This is a genomic window from Mucilaginibacter sp. R-33 (assembly GCF_049949235.1).
In the GTDB taxonomy this organism is placed as follows: domain Bacteria; phylum Bacteroidota; class Bacteroidia; order Sphingobacteriales; family Sphingobacteriaceae; genus Mucilaginibacter.
The window spans coordinates 121,358-136,297 of record NZ_CP188089.1 but is presented as its reverse complement, the minus strand read 5'-3'; the positions used below and the strand labels follow the sequence as shown (position 1 = coordinate 136,297).

General features: G+C 40.8%; 14 protein-coding genes. 8 read left to right on the top strand and 6 right to left on the bottom strand.

Annotated features, from left to right (window positions below):
- The first annotated feature begins 495 nt into the window (after positions 1 to 495).
- The 6 genes from ACP26M_RS00665 to ACP26M_RS00640 all read left to right on the top strand — a co-directional run bounded on the left by ACP26M_RS00665 (position 496) and on the right by ACP26M_RS00640 (position 6,484).
- Complete coding sequence (locus tag ACP26M_RS00665; protein ID WP_426585245.1) at positions 496 to 1,650, top strand: homogentisate 1,2-dioxygenase; 1,155 nt, start codon at positions 496 to 498, stop codon at positions 1,648 to 1,650.
- A 115-nt stretch (positions 1,651 to 1,765) separates the two neighbouring features.
- On the top strand, positions 1,766 to 2,890 hold the full coding sequence (gene hppD, locus ACP26M_RS00660; RefSeq protein ID WP_426585243.1) for a 4-hydroxyphenylpyruvate dioxygenase: 1,125 nt from the start codon (positions 1,766 to 1,768) through the stop codon (positions 2,888 to 2,890).
- 122 nt (positions 2,891 to 3,012) lie between these two features.
- Positions 3,013 to 3,483 carry a YciI family protein gene (locus ACP26M_RS00655; RefSeq protein WP_426585241.1) on the top strand — a complete coding sequence of 157 codons (471 nt, stop codon included), beginning with the start codon at positions 3,013 to 3,015 and terminating at the stop codon, positions 3,481 to 3,483.
- Entirely contained in the window at positions 3,484 to 4,140 is a 657-nt protein-coding gene (locus tag ACP26M_RS00650) for a DNA alkylation repair protein (protein WP_426585239.1), read from the top strand. It begins immediately after the preceding gene.
- Positions 4,141 to 4,582: 442 nt separating this feature from the next.
- Positions 4,583 to 6,064: a PAS domain-containing sensor histidine kinase gene (locus ACP26M_RS00645; RefSeq protein WP_426585237.1), complete on the top strand. Its 1,482-nt coding sequence runs from the start codon at positions 4,583 to 4,585 to the stop codon at positions 6,062 to 6,064.
- 15 nt (positions 6,065 to 6,079) lie between these two features.
- Positions 6,080 to 6,484 (top strand): response regulator, encoded by a 405-nt coding sequence (locus ACP26M_RS00640; RefSeq protein ID WP_090528481.1) that lies wholly within the window; start codon positions 6,080 to 6,082, stop codon positions 6,482 to 6,484.
- 54 nt (positions 6,485 to 6,538) lie between these two features.
- On the opposite strand, the gene ACP26M_RS00635 is transcribed toward ACP26M_RS00640, so the two are convergent.
- The 3 genes from ACP26M_RS00635 to ACP26M_RS00625 all read right to left on the bottom strand — a co-directional run bounded on the left by ACP26M_RS00635 (position 6,539) and on the right by ACP26M_RS00625 (position 9,382).
- A complete protein-coding gene (locus tag ACP26M_RS00635; protein WP_426585234.1) occupies positions 6,539 to 7,009 on the bottom strand; it encodes a hypothetical protein in 471 nt (156 codons plus the stop codon).
- A gap of 25 nt (positions 7,010 to 7,034) precedes the next feature.
- Positions 7,035 to 8,015, bottom strand: a complete 981-nt coding sequence (locus tag ACP26M_RS00630) for a type I phosphomannose isomerase catalytic subunit (RefSeq protein WP_426585232.1) — start codon at positions 8,013 to 8,015, stop codon at positions 7,035 to 7,037.
- Between the two features lie 137 nt (positions 8,016 to 8,152).
- Positions 8,153 to 9,382, bottom strand: coding sequence for an NADP-dependent isocitrate dehydrogenase (locus tag ACP26M_RS00625; protein ID WP_426585230.1), 1,230 nt, complete (start codon positions 9,380 to 9,382; stop codon positions 8,153 to 8,155).
- 212 nt (positions 9,383 to 9,594) lie between these two features.
- On the opposite strand from ACP26M_RS00625, the gene ACP26M_RS00620 reads away from it, so the two are divergent.
- Positions 9,595 to 10,305 (top strand): hypothetical protein, encoded by a 711-nt coding sequence (locus tag ACP26M_RS00620; protein WP_426585228.1) that lies wholly within the window; start codon positions 9,595 to 9,597, stop codon positions 10,303 to 10,305.
- An 85-nt stretch (positions 10,306 to 10,390) separates the two neighbouring features.
- Entirely contained in the window at positions 10,391 to 10,819 is a 429-nt protein-coding gene (locus tag ACP26M_RS00615) for a hypothetical protein (RefSeq protein WP_426585226.1), read from the top strand.
- Between the two features lie 67 nt (positions 10,820 to 10,886).
- Here ACP26M_RS00615 and ACP26M_RS00610 read toward each other — a convergent pair whose 3' ends face one another.
- The 3 genes from ACP26M_RS00610 to ACP26M_RS00600 all read right to left on the bottom strand — a co-directional run bounded on the left by ACP26M_RS00610 (position 10,887) and on the right by ACP26M_RS00600 (position 14,877).
- Positions 10,887 to 12,674 (bottom strand): DNA polymerase III subunit gamma/tau, encoded by a 1,788-nt coding sequence (locus ACP26M_RS00610; protein ID WP_426585224.1) that lies wholly within the window; start codon positions 12,672 to 12,674, stop codon positions 10,887 to 10,889.
- 108 nt (positions 12,675 to 12,782) lie between these two features.
- Positions 12,783 to 14,237, bottom strand: a complete 1,455-nt coding sequence (locus ACP26M_RS00605) for a capsule assembly Wzi family protein (RefSeq protein WP_426585222.1) — start codon at positions 14,235 to 14,237, stop codon at positions 12,783 to 12,785.
- 403 nt (positions 14,238 to 14,640) lie between these two features.
- Positions 14,641 to 14,877 (bottom strand): hypothetical protein, encoded by a 237-nt coding sequence (locus ACP26M_RS00600; protein ID WP_426585221.1) that lies wholly within the window; start codon positions 14,875 to 14,877, stop codon positions 14,641 to 14,643.
- Positions 14,878 to 14,940 lie beyond the last annotated feature (63 nt).

Genomic DNA, 14,940 nt, shown 5'->3' with positions numbered 1-14,940 from the left:
CAGTTTATATCGTTGATCAGGTTAGTGGTTACAACTTTCGGCCACCGCTCGGCTCCAGCCGAGTGGTAATTATTCCCAGGCCTCTGGCCTGTATACATCATGCCGGCGGCCAGAGGCCGTTTTATAGTCGCCACTCGGCTGGAGCCGAGCGGCGGCGTTAGGATTAAAAAATAACTAACCACTCACCTAATCAACCACTCACTATTCAACCCTAAATTTGCATCCTAAAAATAATCCCCTTAACTTAGTATCATGCTGCGCGTACAAATGCATTTCCTGTTTTCATTGGGGTTAACCTCCATGAGCGATGCGTCATCGTTCAGAGATGCTATGCTTGCCAAGATCGTGCTGGCGCAATACTAATTTCCCCTCCTCTTTCGTCTATCTTTTTTAACCATTATTTATTTAATGGTCAGGCTATGCGTTACGGACTTTTTGGGCCCGAACACAAATCAGCATTTTATACGTTTTATTGTTAACCAATTAAACCAATCCATGCCTCTATATCATAGTTTAGGATCAATTCCGCCTAAGCGGCATACGCAATTCCGTAAGCCCGATGGTAGTTTATATGCCGAAGAGCTGGTGTCAACCGAAGGCTTTTCGAGCCTTTATTCGCTGGTGTACCACGCCTACCCGCCCACCATTGTAAAAACCCTTGGCGAACCCTACAGTGTGGAACCCAAAATAGCACGCGAAAAACACCTGAAGCATACCAGTTTGATAGGCTTCAACGTACAGCCGGAGGATGACTACCTGCAAAGCCGCAAACCGGTGCTGGTAAACAGCGATCTGCACATTTCGCTGGCAGCACCACGCCAAAGCATGACCGATTATTTTTACAAGAACAGTCAGGCCGATGAGGTAGTTTTCATTCACGAAGGCACAGGCACTTTAAAAACAGGTTTCGGCAACATCAAGTTCCAATACGGCGATTACCTGGTGATCCCCCGCGGCACCATCTACCAGATGGAGTTTGACGGCACGGCCAACCGGCTTTTCATTGTGGAAAGCTTTAGCCCTATCCGGCCGCCAAAGCGTTACCGCAACCAGTATGGGCAATTGATGGAGCATTCGCCTTATTGTGAGCGCGATATCAAACTACCGGCCGATCTGAAAACTTATGACGAGCATGGCGATTTCAAGATCCTGATCAAAAAGCAAGGTCTTATTTATCCCTATATCTATGGTACTCATCCTTTTGATTTTGTGGGTTGGGACGGTTTTCATTATCCCTGGGCGCTGTCCATCCACGATTTTGAACCCATAACCGGGCGCTTACACCAGCCGCCTCCGGTACACCAAACCTTCGAGGGCAACAACTTTGTGATCTGCTCATTTGTGCCCCGCAAGTTTGATTACCATCCGTTGTCTATCCCTGCACCTTATAACCACAGCAATGTAGACAGCGATGAGGTTTTGTACTATGTAGATGGTGATTTTATGAGCCGCAAAAGCGTAGTTAAGGGACAGATTACCCTGCATCCCGGTGGTATCCCGCACGGACCTCATCCAGGTTCGGTCGAAAAATCAATAGGCAAAGAATCAACAGATGAGCTGGCGGTGATGATCGACCCGTTCAGGCCGCTGATGCTAACGGAAGACGCGATTAAGATTGAGGACGAAAATTATTATAAGAGCTGGCAATAATAATCTTTTGTCATTGCGAGCGTAGCGTGGCAACCGCACGGAGGCGTATTCGCCCTGTATAGCATGCGATTGCTTCGTCGTTCCTCCTCGCAATGACATATTTAATTCAATTAAAATGAACACACAAACTTTAGATAAACAACCCACCACTACCGACTTTCTGCCCCTTAACGGCACCGATTATGTGGAATTTTATGTTGGCAATGCCAAGCAGGCTGCCCATTACTATAAAAGTGCATTCGGTTTTCAAAACCTGGCTTATGCCGGACCCGAAACCGGAGTGCGCGATAGGGCATCATACGTATTACAGCAAGGCAAAATCAGGATTGTGCTTACCACTCCCCTGCACTCTGATCACCCTATTGCCGAGCATATCAAAAAACACGGCGACGGTGTGAAAGTGCTGGCCCTATGGGTTGATGACGCCTACGACGCCTTTGAACAAACTACCAAACGCGGTGCCGAACCATATCAGCAACCGCAAACGCTAACCGATGAGCATGGCGAAGTACGTACCAGCGGCATCAAATTATACGGCGAAACCGTGCATATGTTCATCGAGCGTAAAAACTACAAAGGCTTGTTTTTACCGGGATATCAAAAGCTGGAAAATAACTACAACCCGGCAGATACCGGTCTGCTATATGTTGACCATTGCGTGGGCAACGTGGGCTGGCATAAAATGAATGAGTGGGTTAATTTTTATGAGGAAGTTTTAGGTTTCCGCAACATCCTCACCTTTGATGATAAAATGATCTCGACCGAATATTCGGCTTTGATGAGCAAGGTGATGAGCAATGGGAACGGTTATGTGAAATTCCCGATCAACGAACCTGCCGAGGGTAAAAAGAAATCGCAAATTGAAGAATACCTGGAATTTTACGAGGATGAAGGTGTACAGCACCTGGCCCTTGCTACCCATGATATTGTAGCTACCGTAACCGAACTAAAAAACCGCGGGGTTGAATTTTTAACAGTGCCTTCAACCTATTATGATGACCTGATCGACCGTGTTGGCCATATTGATGAAGACCTTGAGCCATTGAAACGTTTAGGCATTTTGGTCGATCGTGATGACGAAGGGTATCTGCTGCAGATCTTCACCAAGCCCGTCGAAGACAGACCGACATTGTTCTTCGAGATCATACAGCGCAAAGGGGCCAAATCATTCGGCGCAGGCAATTTTAAAGCCCTATTTGAGGCCATTGAGCGTGAGCAGGAAGCAAGGGGAAATCTTTGATTTCGGATTTCGGAATTTAGATTTCGCATTTTTAATATTGAAATTATGATTTGGAGCCGGGCAATGCCCGGCTTTTTATTTGCCAGCATTATTTATATTTGATATAACCAATAATTACTTTTATGAAGAAAGCTTTACTTATCATTACTGCTGTTGCATTAAGCTTTAACTGCTTAGCTCAGAATACTGCTGCTTCAAAACCTGTTTACGATGCTGTCCTGGCCAAAAAACTTGGGGCTGATGATTACGGCATGAAAAAGTATGTGATGGCCTTTTTAAAAGAAGGGCCAACACAACTCAAAGATTCGGCGGCTAATATGCAGCTGCAGATGGCACACCTTAAAAATATTGGCCGCCTTGCGGCCGAAGGTAAGTTAGTTGTGGCCGGTCCGTTTCTGGATAACCAACCCTTACGCGGCATTTTTATTTTTAATGTAGAAACCGTGGAAGAAGCCCAAAAACTTACCGAAACCGACCCGGCCATCAAAGCAGGGGCCTTAGTTATGGAGCTGCACCCTTTTTATTGCAGCGCGGCACTGATGCAGGTAGTGCCAATTCACAATACACTCCAAAAGAAAAGCATGACCAATTAAATGGATGCCGTACCATTTTTACTTGAACAGCTTAAAGAAAAAGCTGATGCCGCGTACCTAAAAGGGATGGCCCGTTTTGGTATTGATAGCTCACAAGCTTTGGGGGTAAAATTGCCAGAGATCCGTAAACTGGCGAAGGTCATTAAAAAAGATCATGAGCTGGCTTTGGCACTTTGGGATACACAAATACATGAAGCCCGGTTACTGGCCTCCATGATAGCCGATTCTAAACAGGTTACCCCCGAACTAATGGACAGCTGGACCAGCGACTTTTATTCATGGGATATTTGCGACCAGGTTTGCGGTAATCTTTTTGACCGCACCCCATTCGCCATTGATAAAGCCGTGGAATATAGCAGTCATGAGCAGGAATTTGTAAAACGTGCCGGTTTCGTTTTAATGGCCGAATATGCAGTTCACAATAAAACAGCGCCCGACGAAATATTTATAGACTTGTTTCCTATTATGGAGCGGGAAGCCTGGGATAATCGAAACTTTGTTAAAAAAGCTATTAACTGGGCTTTACGCCAAATAGGCAAACGGAATAATATATTAAAAGTTAAAGCCATTAACACTGCACACAATATTTATGGCCAGCCCAGCAAATCAGCCAAATGGATTGCAAAAAACGCGCTTAATGAACTAATAGGCAAATAATGATTTAATATTTTCTACAAAGTTAAACCTCGGTAAATTGCCTGTAAAATAGGACATTATAATACCTATTAATAGTTCACCCATATTTACTAACTTAGTACCCGCTATTTTTTACAATTAAATTATATCAAACAATTTTATGAAGGACACCTTCATTTTTTCAACACAAAAAATGAAGCCTGAACATATTTTTGTAAAATATTACTTCAATTAGGAGTAGATATGGCCAGATATTCATAAAACCATAAATACCAGTAAAAGAATACTTTAGAAAATATCAAAAATATTATATTTGAAACCGGGCAAATGTGGAATAATGATTGAAAAGATGCCACGGCCACACAACTGATGGTTATAAATTATAAAAACTTCAAATCATGGCACACGTTTTAATCATAAGCATGTGTCAAAAGCAAATTGAATTAGTGAACAGATTGTTGATATGAGTTTTTTTGAAAAGGGTAAACTTTCCGGCGATGATGTACATCTTACCCCTTTGATCAATGATCTGGATACGGGGATCTGGAAGTACAATTTCAATACAAGGGAAGTAAAATGGTCAACGGGTTTCTATACACTATTAGGCTATCAATTCAATGAAATTGAATGCGATGCTTATACTTTTTTTGAACATCTGCTTTACCACGGGGATAAACCGTATTTTTTCAACGCTATTAACAACAGGATAGCGGAAGACACACCGCCGCTTCAATTACGTTTTTTAACAAAAAAAAACGGGTACCAGTGGTTTGAAACTACTATCAGGAAGCTGGACGACGAGCATGGCAGTATAGTTTACGGTTCGCTTGTAAACATCAACCGTTACAAACAAGATGACTTATTATCGGCACATAACCAAATCACCAATGATGATGCCTTTAAAACAGCGCGCTTAGGCATCTGGGAAATTGATCCTCAAAACATCAATACCATTGCGCTGTCAAAACAGGTATATGACTTATTTGATCTTCAAAATCATTTAAAACTGAGCGTTGAAGAGTTTATTAGTTTTTTTGAGCCTCCGTACCGGCCTGTTTTACAAAATGCTATTAACCATACTGTTGAAGATAGCAGGCCCTTTGATATTGAGTTGCTCTTACGTTCGGCCAAAAACAATATGTTATGGCTAAAAGTAAAGGCTGTACCTGTGATTGATCACCTGGGCAAATGCACATCTGTTAAAGGGGTTATCCAGGATATCGACAGCGAAAAAAGAAAGTTGCTGAAACTTGAACAGTCGATAAATTTACTGACCGACCAAAACCGCCGCCTGCAAAACTTCGCGTACATTGTTTCACATAATCTTCGTTCGCATACGGGCAACCTTCAATTTATGGTAAACCTGTTTGAACAAACCGAAACAACTGAAGAACGGGAGGAAATCTTTTCGCATATTAAAACCATCAGCGACAGCCTGGATCTGACCATCGAACACATCAACGAAATAGTTAAGATTCAAACCGAAATTACCAAAGAGCGAAAGGTGGTTGAGTTGGAACCCATGTTCAAAAACATTTGCTCGGCGTTAAAAAATAATATTGAAACCATAAACGCCCATGTTGAGGGTGACTTTACGCAATGCCGTGAGATCAGTTATATACCGGCTTACATGGAAAGTATTTTACAAAACCTGCTTACCAACTCCTTAAAATACAGTCACCCCGACAGACAGCCCATTATAAAATGCTATACCTTAACAGAAGGAAAACATATTTATCTCATTTTTGAAGATAACGGCCTTGGTATAGATCTTGACCGCTATGGCGATAAGATTTTTGGCATGTACAAAACATTTCATCAAAATACGGATGCAAAAGGCATTGGCTTATTTATAACCCGTAACCAGATTGAAGCATTAGGCGGAAGCATTAAAGTTGACAGCACAGTAAATGTTGGCACAAAATTTACTATCAGATTGGTATAATTAAATTACCAATAGATGATTGCAGAGCGAAGTCCGGCTAACACCTGGATTGTGGATGATGATAGTATTTACGTTTACGGCCTAAAAAAATTAATAAGCATAAAGGAACTGAATACCCAATTAAGCCATTTTGTAAATGGAGAAGAAGCCATTTGCGCATTGAAAAAAGCAAACGAAGATCATAACCTACCTGATGTAATATTACTGGATATTAATATGCCGGTTATGGATGGATGGGAGTTTATGCATGAATTTGCGAAAATAAAACCCCGAACTGGGAAAAAGATCGCTGTTTATATGGTGAGCTCATCAGTTGATCTTAACGATATCCACCGGGCGAAAAATATTTCTGAAGTTTCTGACTATCTGTTCAAACCTGTACGAATAAACCAGTTAAAAGAGGTTTTTGACAACGTTTAACCGCAAGTCAGCGAGCAAGTAAAAAAATACGGAACCTAAAAGGCTCCGTATTTATTATTGCTTCATTAACACCGAAGTAGAAATAAAGTATTGGGAGGTATCTTTAAATGTAAGCTGAACTTTTCCGCCTACATTGCTCACCACGCCGTATGAAACAGATTTATTAGACAAAGTAAACTTTATCCGGTTGCCGCTTTGCACCCAGGAACCTGACGCAGATGCCCCCTTTTGCCCAATAATAGTGTAACTATTATCAGTCCGTGAAACATAACAATCTTCAGTGCCTACGTAAGCGGCTGTCCATGTGCCATCACCTTTCAGGTTAGTTTGGTTATCACTTATGCACGGTGATACGGCGTTTGTATAGGTATCTGAGTGACCGGTGGTAATGTTTATATTAGTTTCTGATATCAGCGAATACTTACCTGCATAAGCATTTACAGGTTCACCCTTTTCTTTTTTGCAGGCATTACCCGCAAGTAATGCTACTGTGGCCAGGCAAAAAAAATATATTTGTTTTTTCATAAACGCAGGAAACAACCGTGTGCTATTATTCGATATAGCTTTCCAGTATTTTAAAGCCACCTGTTGTTTCCAGCTCAATTTTATCGATGCTTTTTGGCAACAGGATACATTCGCCCATTTTAACGGCGTACGCTTCATTGTTATATTTAACGGTATATCCACCTTCAACACAAACATGGATCACAAAAGAATCAAGGGCCGAGTAGTCTTTTGATGTGCTTTCATCAAAATCAAGCACATTGGTTGTAAAATACGGGCAGCTAACCAATTTTACGGTTTCATTCTCTGTAGGCTCGTATAATGTTTTGTATTCGGGATAATGTTTATAATCGATAGCAGCAAGGGCTTCTTCAGTATGTAGCTCACGTTTATTGCCTTTATCATCAACGCGGTCGAAATCGTAAATGCGATAAGTAATATCAGATGTTTGCTGAATTTCGGCAATCAGCAAACCTTTGCCAATAGTATGCACCCTGCCTGCCGGTAAAAAGAAAACATCGTCAGCTACTGCCTTCTCTTTATTAAGGATATCCATGATGTGGCCGCTGTTTAAAGCATCTACATATTTCTGCTCGGTCATTTCCTGGTTAAAACCGGTGATCAATGTCGAACCCGGATCAGCTTCAATGATATACCACATTTCGGTTTTACCAAATGAGTTATGGCGTACTTTAGCCAGCTTATCATCAGGGTGTACCTGTACCGAAAGATCATCATTGGCATCAATAAACTTTACCAATAAAGGGAAGATGTTACCGAAATGGTCATAAACTTTTTTGCCAACCAGCTCGTCTTTGTATTGCTCCAGTAAATCGGCTAATGATTCGCCTTCAAGGGCACCGGATGCTACAACCGAAACATCAGACTTAACACCTGATATTTCCCAGGTTTCGCCGCAGTTTGGCAGGCTGCCAAAATCTTTATGCAAATAGGTTTTGATCTTTTGACCACCCCATATCTTATCTTTATATATGGTTTTAAATTTTAATGGATATAATGCCGACATAGTGTTGTGTATTTTGACCGCTAAGTTAGGAGTTAAATAGATAATTGAAAATGCTAAATTGGTTTACCTGGGATTAATGTACAACAAAAAAGCCCATACAAATTGTATGAGCTTTTCCATATTAATTTGCCTGGCAATTATTTACCTAAGCGCTTTTTTAAGTTTTCGTCAATTGCAGCCAAAAACTCTTCGGTGTACAGGTAATCGGTACCGTGCTCCACTTTTGGTTTAATGGTAATGGCCAAATCCTTGGTCATTTTGCCGCTTTCAACGGTTTCAATACAAACTTCTTCCAAAGCCTTGCAGAAATTAATCAATTCTGTGTTTTTATCTAAAATACCACGGAATTCCAAACCTCTTGTCCATGCAAAAATAGATGCAATTGGGTTGGTTGAGGTTGGTTTGCCCGCCTGATGGTCACGATAGTGACGGGTTACTGTACCATGGGCTGCTTCGGCTTCCATTACAGTACCATCCGGAGTAACCAAAGTTGAGGTCATTAAACCTAATGAACCAAAGCCCTGTGCTACGGTATCTGACTGTACGTCGCCATCATAGTTTTTACAAGCCCAAACAAAGTTACCGTTCCATTTAAGGGCCGATGCAACCATGTCGTCAATTAATCTGTGCTCATACGTGATACCGGCTGCTTCAAACTTTTGTTTATAATCGTTTTGATAGATCTCTTCAAAAATGTCTTTGAAGCGGCCATCATATTTTTTAAGAATGGTATTTTTAGTTGAAAGGTATAAAGGCCAGCCTTTCATTAAAGCCTGGTTAAAACAAGCGTGAGCAAAACCTCTGATAGACTCATCGGTATTGTACATGGTTAATGCAACACCATCGCCTTTAAAGTTAAATACTTCGTATGATTGCTCCGGGCCTCCATCTTCAGGTGTAAACTTAACAGTAAGTTTGCCTTTACCTTTAGTTAAGAAATCGGTAGCACGGTACTGATCGCCAAAAGCATGACGACCAATGCAGATAGGAGCTGTCCAGTTAGGTACCAAACGAGGCACGTTAGACATAACAATTGGCTCACGGAAAACAGTACCATCCAGGATATTACGGATAGTGCCGTTTGGCGATTTCCACATTTGTTTTAACCCAAACTCTTTCACCCTTGCTTCGTCGGGAGTAATAGTAGCACATTTAATACCAACGCCATATTGTTTAATAGCGTTAGCTGCGTCAATAGTTACCTGGTCGTCGGTTTGGTCACGGTACTCGATACCTAAGTCATAATATTTGATATCAAGATCAAGGTAAGGGGTAATCAATTTGTCTTTAATGAATTTCCAGATAATTCGGGTCATTTCATCACCATCCAGTTCAACTACCGGATTCTCTACTTTTATTTTTGACATGCCTGATGTGGTTTTTGTTATACAAACGGCCCAAATATATAAAATTGACTTTATGAATTTTATCAAATAACGCAATGAATAATTATAGATTTCGTTATAATGACAATTATTAACACTGGCATTGTTGTTTTTATAAACTTTGGTGCTATTTTTATAAAATAAAACGCTTACCATAAAACAAGCTCCTTTTATACAGGTGCTGCAGTTTATTTATGATAAAATCCATACTAAAAGCCTCCGTTATAATCCTTTTGTGTTCAGTATCTTTTTTAGCCAAAGCCCAAATAGGCTTTGATTATGCACAATATGATGTTGGCTTTGCCGCAGGTATCAACCAGGCCAGTTCGACCGATGTACAAACCTTAAAAACAACACCTTCTATAAATCTTAACTTTACTTACAATCAAAGCCCGTTTGTAAATTATGTATTTAATGTGGAGGTAGGCCGTTTAAAAGGCGGTTCGCCGGCTACAAGTACACAAAGGCAATTTGAAAACCATTTCAGTGCTTACTCTTTCAGGGTGCAGGTACAGGCAGGCGAATTAATTGACTACTCGAGAAGTACCATAGCCAATGCTTTTAAAAACCTTTACCTGTCATCGGGCTTAGGATACATTAATAATAATGTTGTATATAGAACGAATGATGCGCTTTTATTGGAGCATGACCAGGTATTGCCCTACGAACCTAAAACAAATGAAATATTTATACCGCTAAGGCTGGGTTATGAGTTTAAGCTGTTTAACAGTTACAACCAGCCTGCGGTTAAAATTGACCTGGGTTACCAATACAACTTTATTATGGGCGATAATCTTGACGCTTATGTTGCTGGTGCGCATAATGATGCATATTCGCAGGTTACTTTAGGTTTTAAATTTGCTATTGGTGGTGTTACATCTTACCGGAAACAGATTCATTATTAAGCTTAGGCTAAATCTTTTTTTTTGGTTGATTTGCTTTTTGGCAGGATTTTTACTGCGTATATTTATATAATAAAAGTACAAACCTATGAACAACGATCAAATAGACGATGCGGGCTTTAACGATGATCTGCCTGATCGCGACGAAACACTGAAAGATGAGCTGGGCGAAACCATTGATGAGGAAAACCTGAACTATAATCCGGACGACAACAGCTACGAATACGATGTTAAAAGTGATGACCCGGACTATGACCACCCAGACCCGTATCACACTACAGCCAAAAACGGTGAAGATTTTAACTCCACTTATGATGAAGCAAATCCCTACGATGTTGACGGCGAATTTGATGAAGACCGTTCGCTGGAAACCGATGTAGATGAGTTGGGAATGCACATTGACAACGGAGAAAGCGTTGAGATTGATCCGGTTGATGCCGCTCTTTCTCATACTCCCGAAGATGACCGGGACGACCTTGACGAAGAGGGATACCCCAAAAATGACAGGAACCCCTGAGATAATTTATTAACTGCTGAGTTGTGGATTTTAATCAAGTTCACAACTCAGCGTTCATAACCCCGAATTAATCAAAGTCAAGATTAAACCGGCTCTTCAACTCCAGCAATTGCGGGTTGCGGGCTGCCATATGCTGAAACTTTTCGGGCGCGGTATAAGGCTTACGTACCACCTTTTGTTCGTCAACCCGGGCATTTACTTCAATAGTAAAATTTTTAAGTGCACTGCGCATGTAGTTGAGCATAATAGGCTTTTCATCCCTGAAAATATTTTCCTGCACCATATTACCTACTATTACCTCAAAAACATAAGGCTTTAGCATGCGCGGAGCACCAGACGTAAGAACGGTTAGCAAAGTTTTTTTTCCTTCCTTTTTTGCAAATGCGGCAAAGTCGCTCCAGCATTGCAAAAAGGCATCCATGGTAAAATCTTCCTTATCCTCACCTTTTAAATAAGGGTCTTCTTCTTCAAGTAAAGCTTCAGGCGTTTTCACCTCTCCGGTTAACGAAGGAGTGAGCGTGCTGCGCAAAGGCATTATCACCTTAGGCTTTTCAGCGGGCGGGGCTTCTTTTACCTGTGCAGCCGGTATTGCAGTTTCTTTTACCGGAACGTTGTATACAGGTGCGGCCTCACTTGCTATTGATACAGCAGGACTTACCGGTGTACTATTAACAGGTGCTATTGCTGAGGTATCAGGTTTTTTTTTTAATCCCCCGTCGGTCGCGGAAGTTACAGTGAGTGGTGTGGTTGCCAGGTTAAACACCGATGGCAGGTGGCACATCTTGAGTAATGCCAGTTCAACCTGGAGTCGTTGATTTTTGCTGAGCTTATAACTAATATCGCACTGGTTGGCAATATTCATGGCCGAGAGCAAAAACGACACCGATGCCTGCTGGGATTGCTGCAGGTATTTTGTTTTTATTCCTTCACTTACTTCAAGCAATTTCAATGTTGATTGATCTTTTCCAACTAACAGGTTCCGGAAATGTTCGGAAAGTCCGGCTATAAAATGGGCACCATCAAACCCCCGCGAAAGGATCTCGTCAAAAAATAACAATACTTTTGCAGTATCTTCCTTAAGCAGGCTTTCGGTTATATTAAAGTAGTAATCGTAATCAAGTATGTTCAGGTTATCAATAACCGAACGATAAGTAACTTTGCCACCCGAGAAGCTTACAATCTGATCGAACATTGAAAGCGCATCGCGCAAACCACCATCGGCTTTTTGTGCGATGATGTGCAAACCGTCGGGTTCATAACCTATATTTTCCTTACCGGCAATTGATGCAAGGTGATTGGCCATATCCTCAACCCGGATACGGTTAAAGTCAAAGATCTGGCAGCGCGAAAGAATGGTTGGCAGGATCTTATGTTTTTCGGTAGTGGCCAATATAAATATGGCATAATGAGGCGGCTCTTCCAATGTTTTCAGGAAAGCGTTGAACGCCGCCTGCGATAGCATGTGCACCTCATCAATAATATAAACCTTATACCGTGCCGCCTGTGGCGGGATCCGTACCTGTTCAATCAAACTGCGGATATCATCAACAGAATTGTTTGAAGCAGCATCGAGCTCATGAACATTAAAAGAATTTCCGTTTTCAAAAGCCTTGCATGAAGCGCATTCGCCGCAGGCTTCGCCATTGGGCTGCAAATTGGTACAGTTAATGGTTTTAGCCAGAATCCGCGCGCAGGTAGTTTTACCCACACCACGCGGCCCACAGAACAAAAATGCCTGCGCCAGCTGGTTATTTTTTATAGCGTTTTTGAGCGTATTGGTTATATGTTGCTGACCAACAACGGTTTCAAAAGTAGCCGGGCGGTACTTACGGGCCGAAACAATGAAATTATCCACAAGTGCTAAGGTAGTGAGAAATTAGATTTGGTGAAAGAGCGGTTTTGCTAATTTTTTTTACACATGTGCCACTTATCTTTATTTAAAAAAACCTTAAACCAATGTTTGTTACATAAACGACTTTGAAAGTTTCAATATAATACCAAAAGAATTATATAATAATTCTCCATTATCATATGCCAGATCATAACCTATGCTATAGCCATTTTTCAATGGCCTCGAACTTCCAAAATAAAATGATAGCTGGTTTATTTCACCAAACGCACCTGGATTAATTGGTTTTGTTAATTGACCGCCTACCCACCTGAAAGGCCCGGTGCCGGTTTGAAATGTGCCCAGGTTATGTGAATAGGACATTTTAACAATATAATTCCATTTAAATGCATAAAACTGCGCTGCACCGTGCAAAGCATACAACCTGTTATTTATAAAAAACTGCCGTTGATAACGGCCCACATCGGCTCTTGCATCTACTGTAGTTGTAATAAATGGCGAACCCAAAGCAATATTTTTATATGACCACCCTTCTACATACTCGTAATTATTATAGTAATCCTCTGCGCCTGAATTCGTAATTTTAGAATCTGGAGTGCCCGCCTGGTTAGCAGTATATAAAAACTCAAACAATAGCTTTTTCCAAACAAAATTACCTGATCCGGCCTGATTATTGGTAAAACTAATACCATTTAGGCCGTCCTTAATATTAGCAAGTGACCCGAGCCCTCCTTTATCATAAAAATTTTGACGATAAAGCTTCAGGGTAAGCGCGTCAAATTTATATTCGGCCCCCACGTCCAACGACCCGAGGTGATTACCTACCTTCGAATGGTTAAACACCTTCCCTGTAAACACATACCAGTAAGTTTCTGCGCCGGACAGGTTGAACCATGGGCCAAAAACCCGTTTTTCTTCCCCCCACAAGGCCTGGTGATTATATCCGGTTTCAAATTTCAAACGCCAGTTAGGTTTGCCTATTTTGACATAAAGGTAATTTTCGAGATAATAACTCTTAAAGTTTATATCCTTGTCCCGGTAGTTTGATGAGATTCTTCCGGCGTATCCATTTGCAAGGGAGCCTTTAACAGCAAATAACTTACCAAAAACGGGAATACTATAATAATTGGGTATACTGATACTTATTTTAGGAATTCCTAAAGCATTCCCCGATATAGAAAAGGCTCCCGATGACAGGCTCGAATCTACGAGTCCTACAATATCTTTTGACCGACCTGCTTTCAGTTCAAAAATACCTGCATGAGCTTTGATCAATCCTTCAATAAGCAAAAAATTGCTCCCCTTACCTACGTTACCACGTCCTTCAAATGAAAATCCCCAGCCATAGGTTTTTGTTGTATCATAATCTTTCCGAATTTTCCCGATCAAACTTCCCGAACCTCCCGATAACGGAATACTGCCAAACTGATTTGACCGTAACCAAAATGGCACTGAATTATTGGTAGTGGCAATGCCCTGGGCCTCCAGGCTAATATGCACATCCTGATTTTGTGCTTTTGCTAAAAAAAAAGATAATAATATCGGCAACAAGACGACTAATTTTTTCATAACAGACAGTTTCGGCTAACGATTAATTTCAAATAACAAAAAAATGATAATTTATTAAAAATAATATTGTTTTTTTATTAAAATCACATCAATAATACTATTGACAATACAAAAACAATCGTAATTATAGCAAATAAATTACATTATTCGTATTTTAACTTCAAATTAAATTTAACTATCCGTTTAAATCAATGAAACTCAGATCGAAAAAAATTAAATCATGGGGAAAAAAATAGACACCAAAGAGCATGCGTTATGATTGTTACGCAATTTTGGTTTAACTTAGCTCAGAGAACAAGCTGCTCTGATTGTCTTTTTAAGACAACAACGGGAAATAAACAGGAATAAGCAAAAAAAGCTTAATATGTTACAGTCAAACAAACAAGACTTAGCACATAATATATTAAATATCATCATCAGGCAAATGATCATCATCTTCGGGGTCGGGCTCGCCGATATTGCCGTCAACCTGTAATTCATGCATATCTTCTTTATCCTCAAGGATGTCATCAAAATCCTCATCTTCCTGGTCGTCCCAATCGCCTTCAAGGGGATCATCCCCTCCGCCATACATTAAGATCTCATCGAAAGTAAGCGGATTACTTATTCCTTTTCCGGCTTGAATAGTTGCGGGTTGCATAACTTATGAGTTTCAAAGTAAAACCATAAGCTATGCCATAAGTTTTAGAAAAAATATTGTTTT

Coding starts and splice junctions, on each gene's coding strand:
- ACP26M_RS00665 (WP_426585245.1), top strand. CDS start 496: ATGCCTCTATATCATAGTTTAGGATCAATTCCGCCTAAGCGGCATACG.
- hppD (WP_426585243.1), top strand. CDS start 1,766: ATGAACACACAAACTTTAGATAAACAACCCACCACTACCGACTTTCTG.
- ACP26M_RS00655 (WP_426585241.1), top strand. CDS start 3,013: ATGAAGAAAGCTTTACTTATCATTACTGCTGTTGCATTAAGCTTTAAC.
- ACP26M_RS00650 (WP_426585239.1), top strand. CDS start 3,484: ATGGATGCCGTACCATTTTTACTTGAACAGCTTAAAGAAAAAGCTGAT.
- ACP26M_RS00645 (WP_426585237.1), top strand. CDS start 4,583: ATGAGTTTTTTTGAAAAGGGTAAACTTTCCGGCGATGATGTACATCTT.
- ACP26M_RS00640 (WP_090528481.1), top strand. CDS start 6,080: ATGATTGCAGAGCGAAGTCCGGCTAACACCTGGATTGTGGATGATGAT.
- ACP26M_RS00635 (WP_426585234.1), bottom strand. CDS start 7,009: ATGAAAAAACAAATATATTTTTTTTGCCTGGCCACAGTAGCATTACTT.
- ACP26M_RS00630 (WP_426585232.1), bottom strand. CDS start 8,015: ATGTCGGCATTATATCCATTAAAATTTAAAACCATATATAAAGATAAG.
- ACP26M_RS00625 (WP_426585230.1), bottom strand. CDS start 9,382: ATGTCAAAAATAAAAGTAGAGAATCCGGTAGTTGAACTGGATGGTGAT.
- ACP26M_RS00620 (WP_426585228.1), top strand. CDS start 9,595: ATGATAAAATCCATACTAAAAGCCTCCGTTATAATCCTTTTGTGTTCA.
- ACP26M_RS00615 (WP_426585226.1), top strand. CDS start 10,391: ATGAACAACGATCAAATAGACGATGCGGGCTTTAACGATGATCTGCCT.
- ACP26M_RS00605 (WP_426585222.1), bottom strand. CDS start 14,237: ATGAAAAAATTAGTCGTCTTGTTGCCGATATTATTATCTTTTTTTTTA.
- ACP26M_RS00600 (WP_426585221.1), bottom strand. CDS start 14,877: ATGCAACCCGCAACTATTCAAGCCGGAAAAGGAATAAGTAATCCGCTT.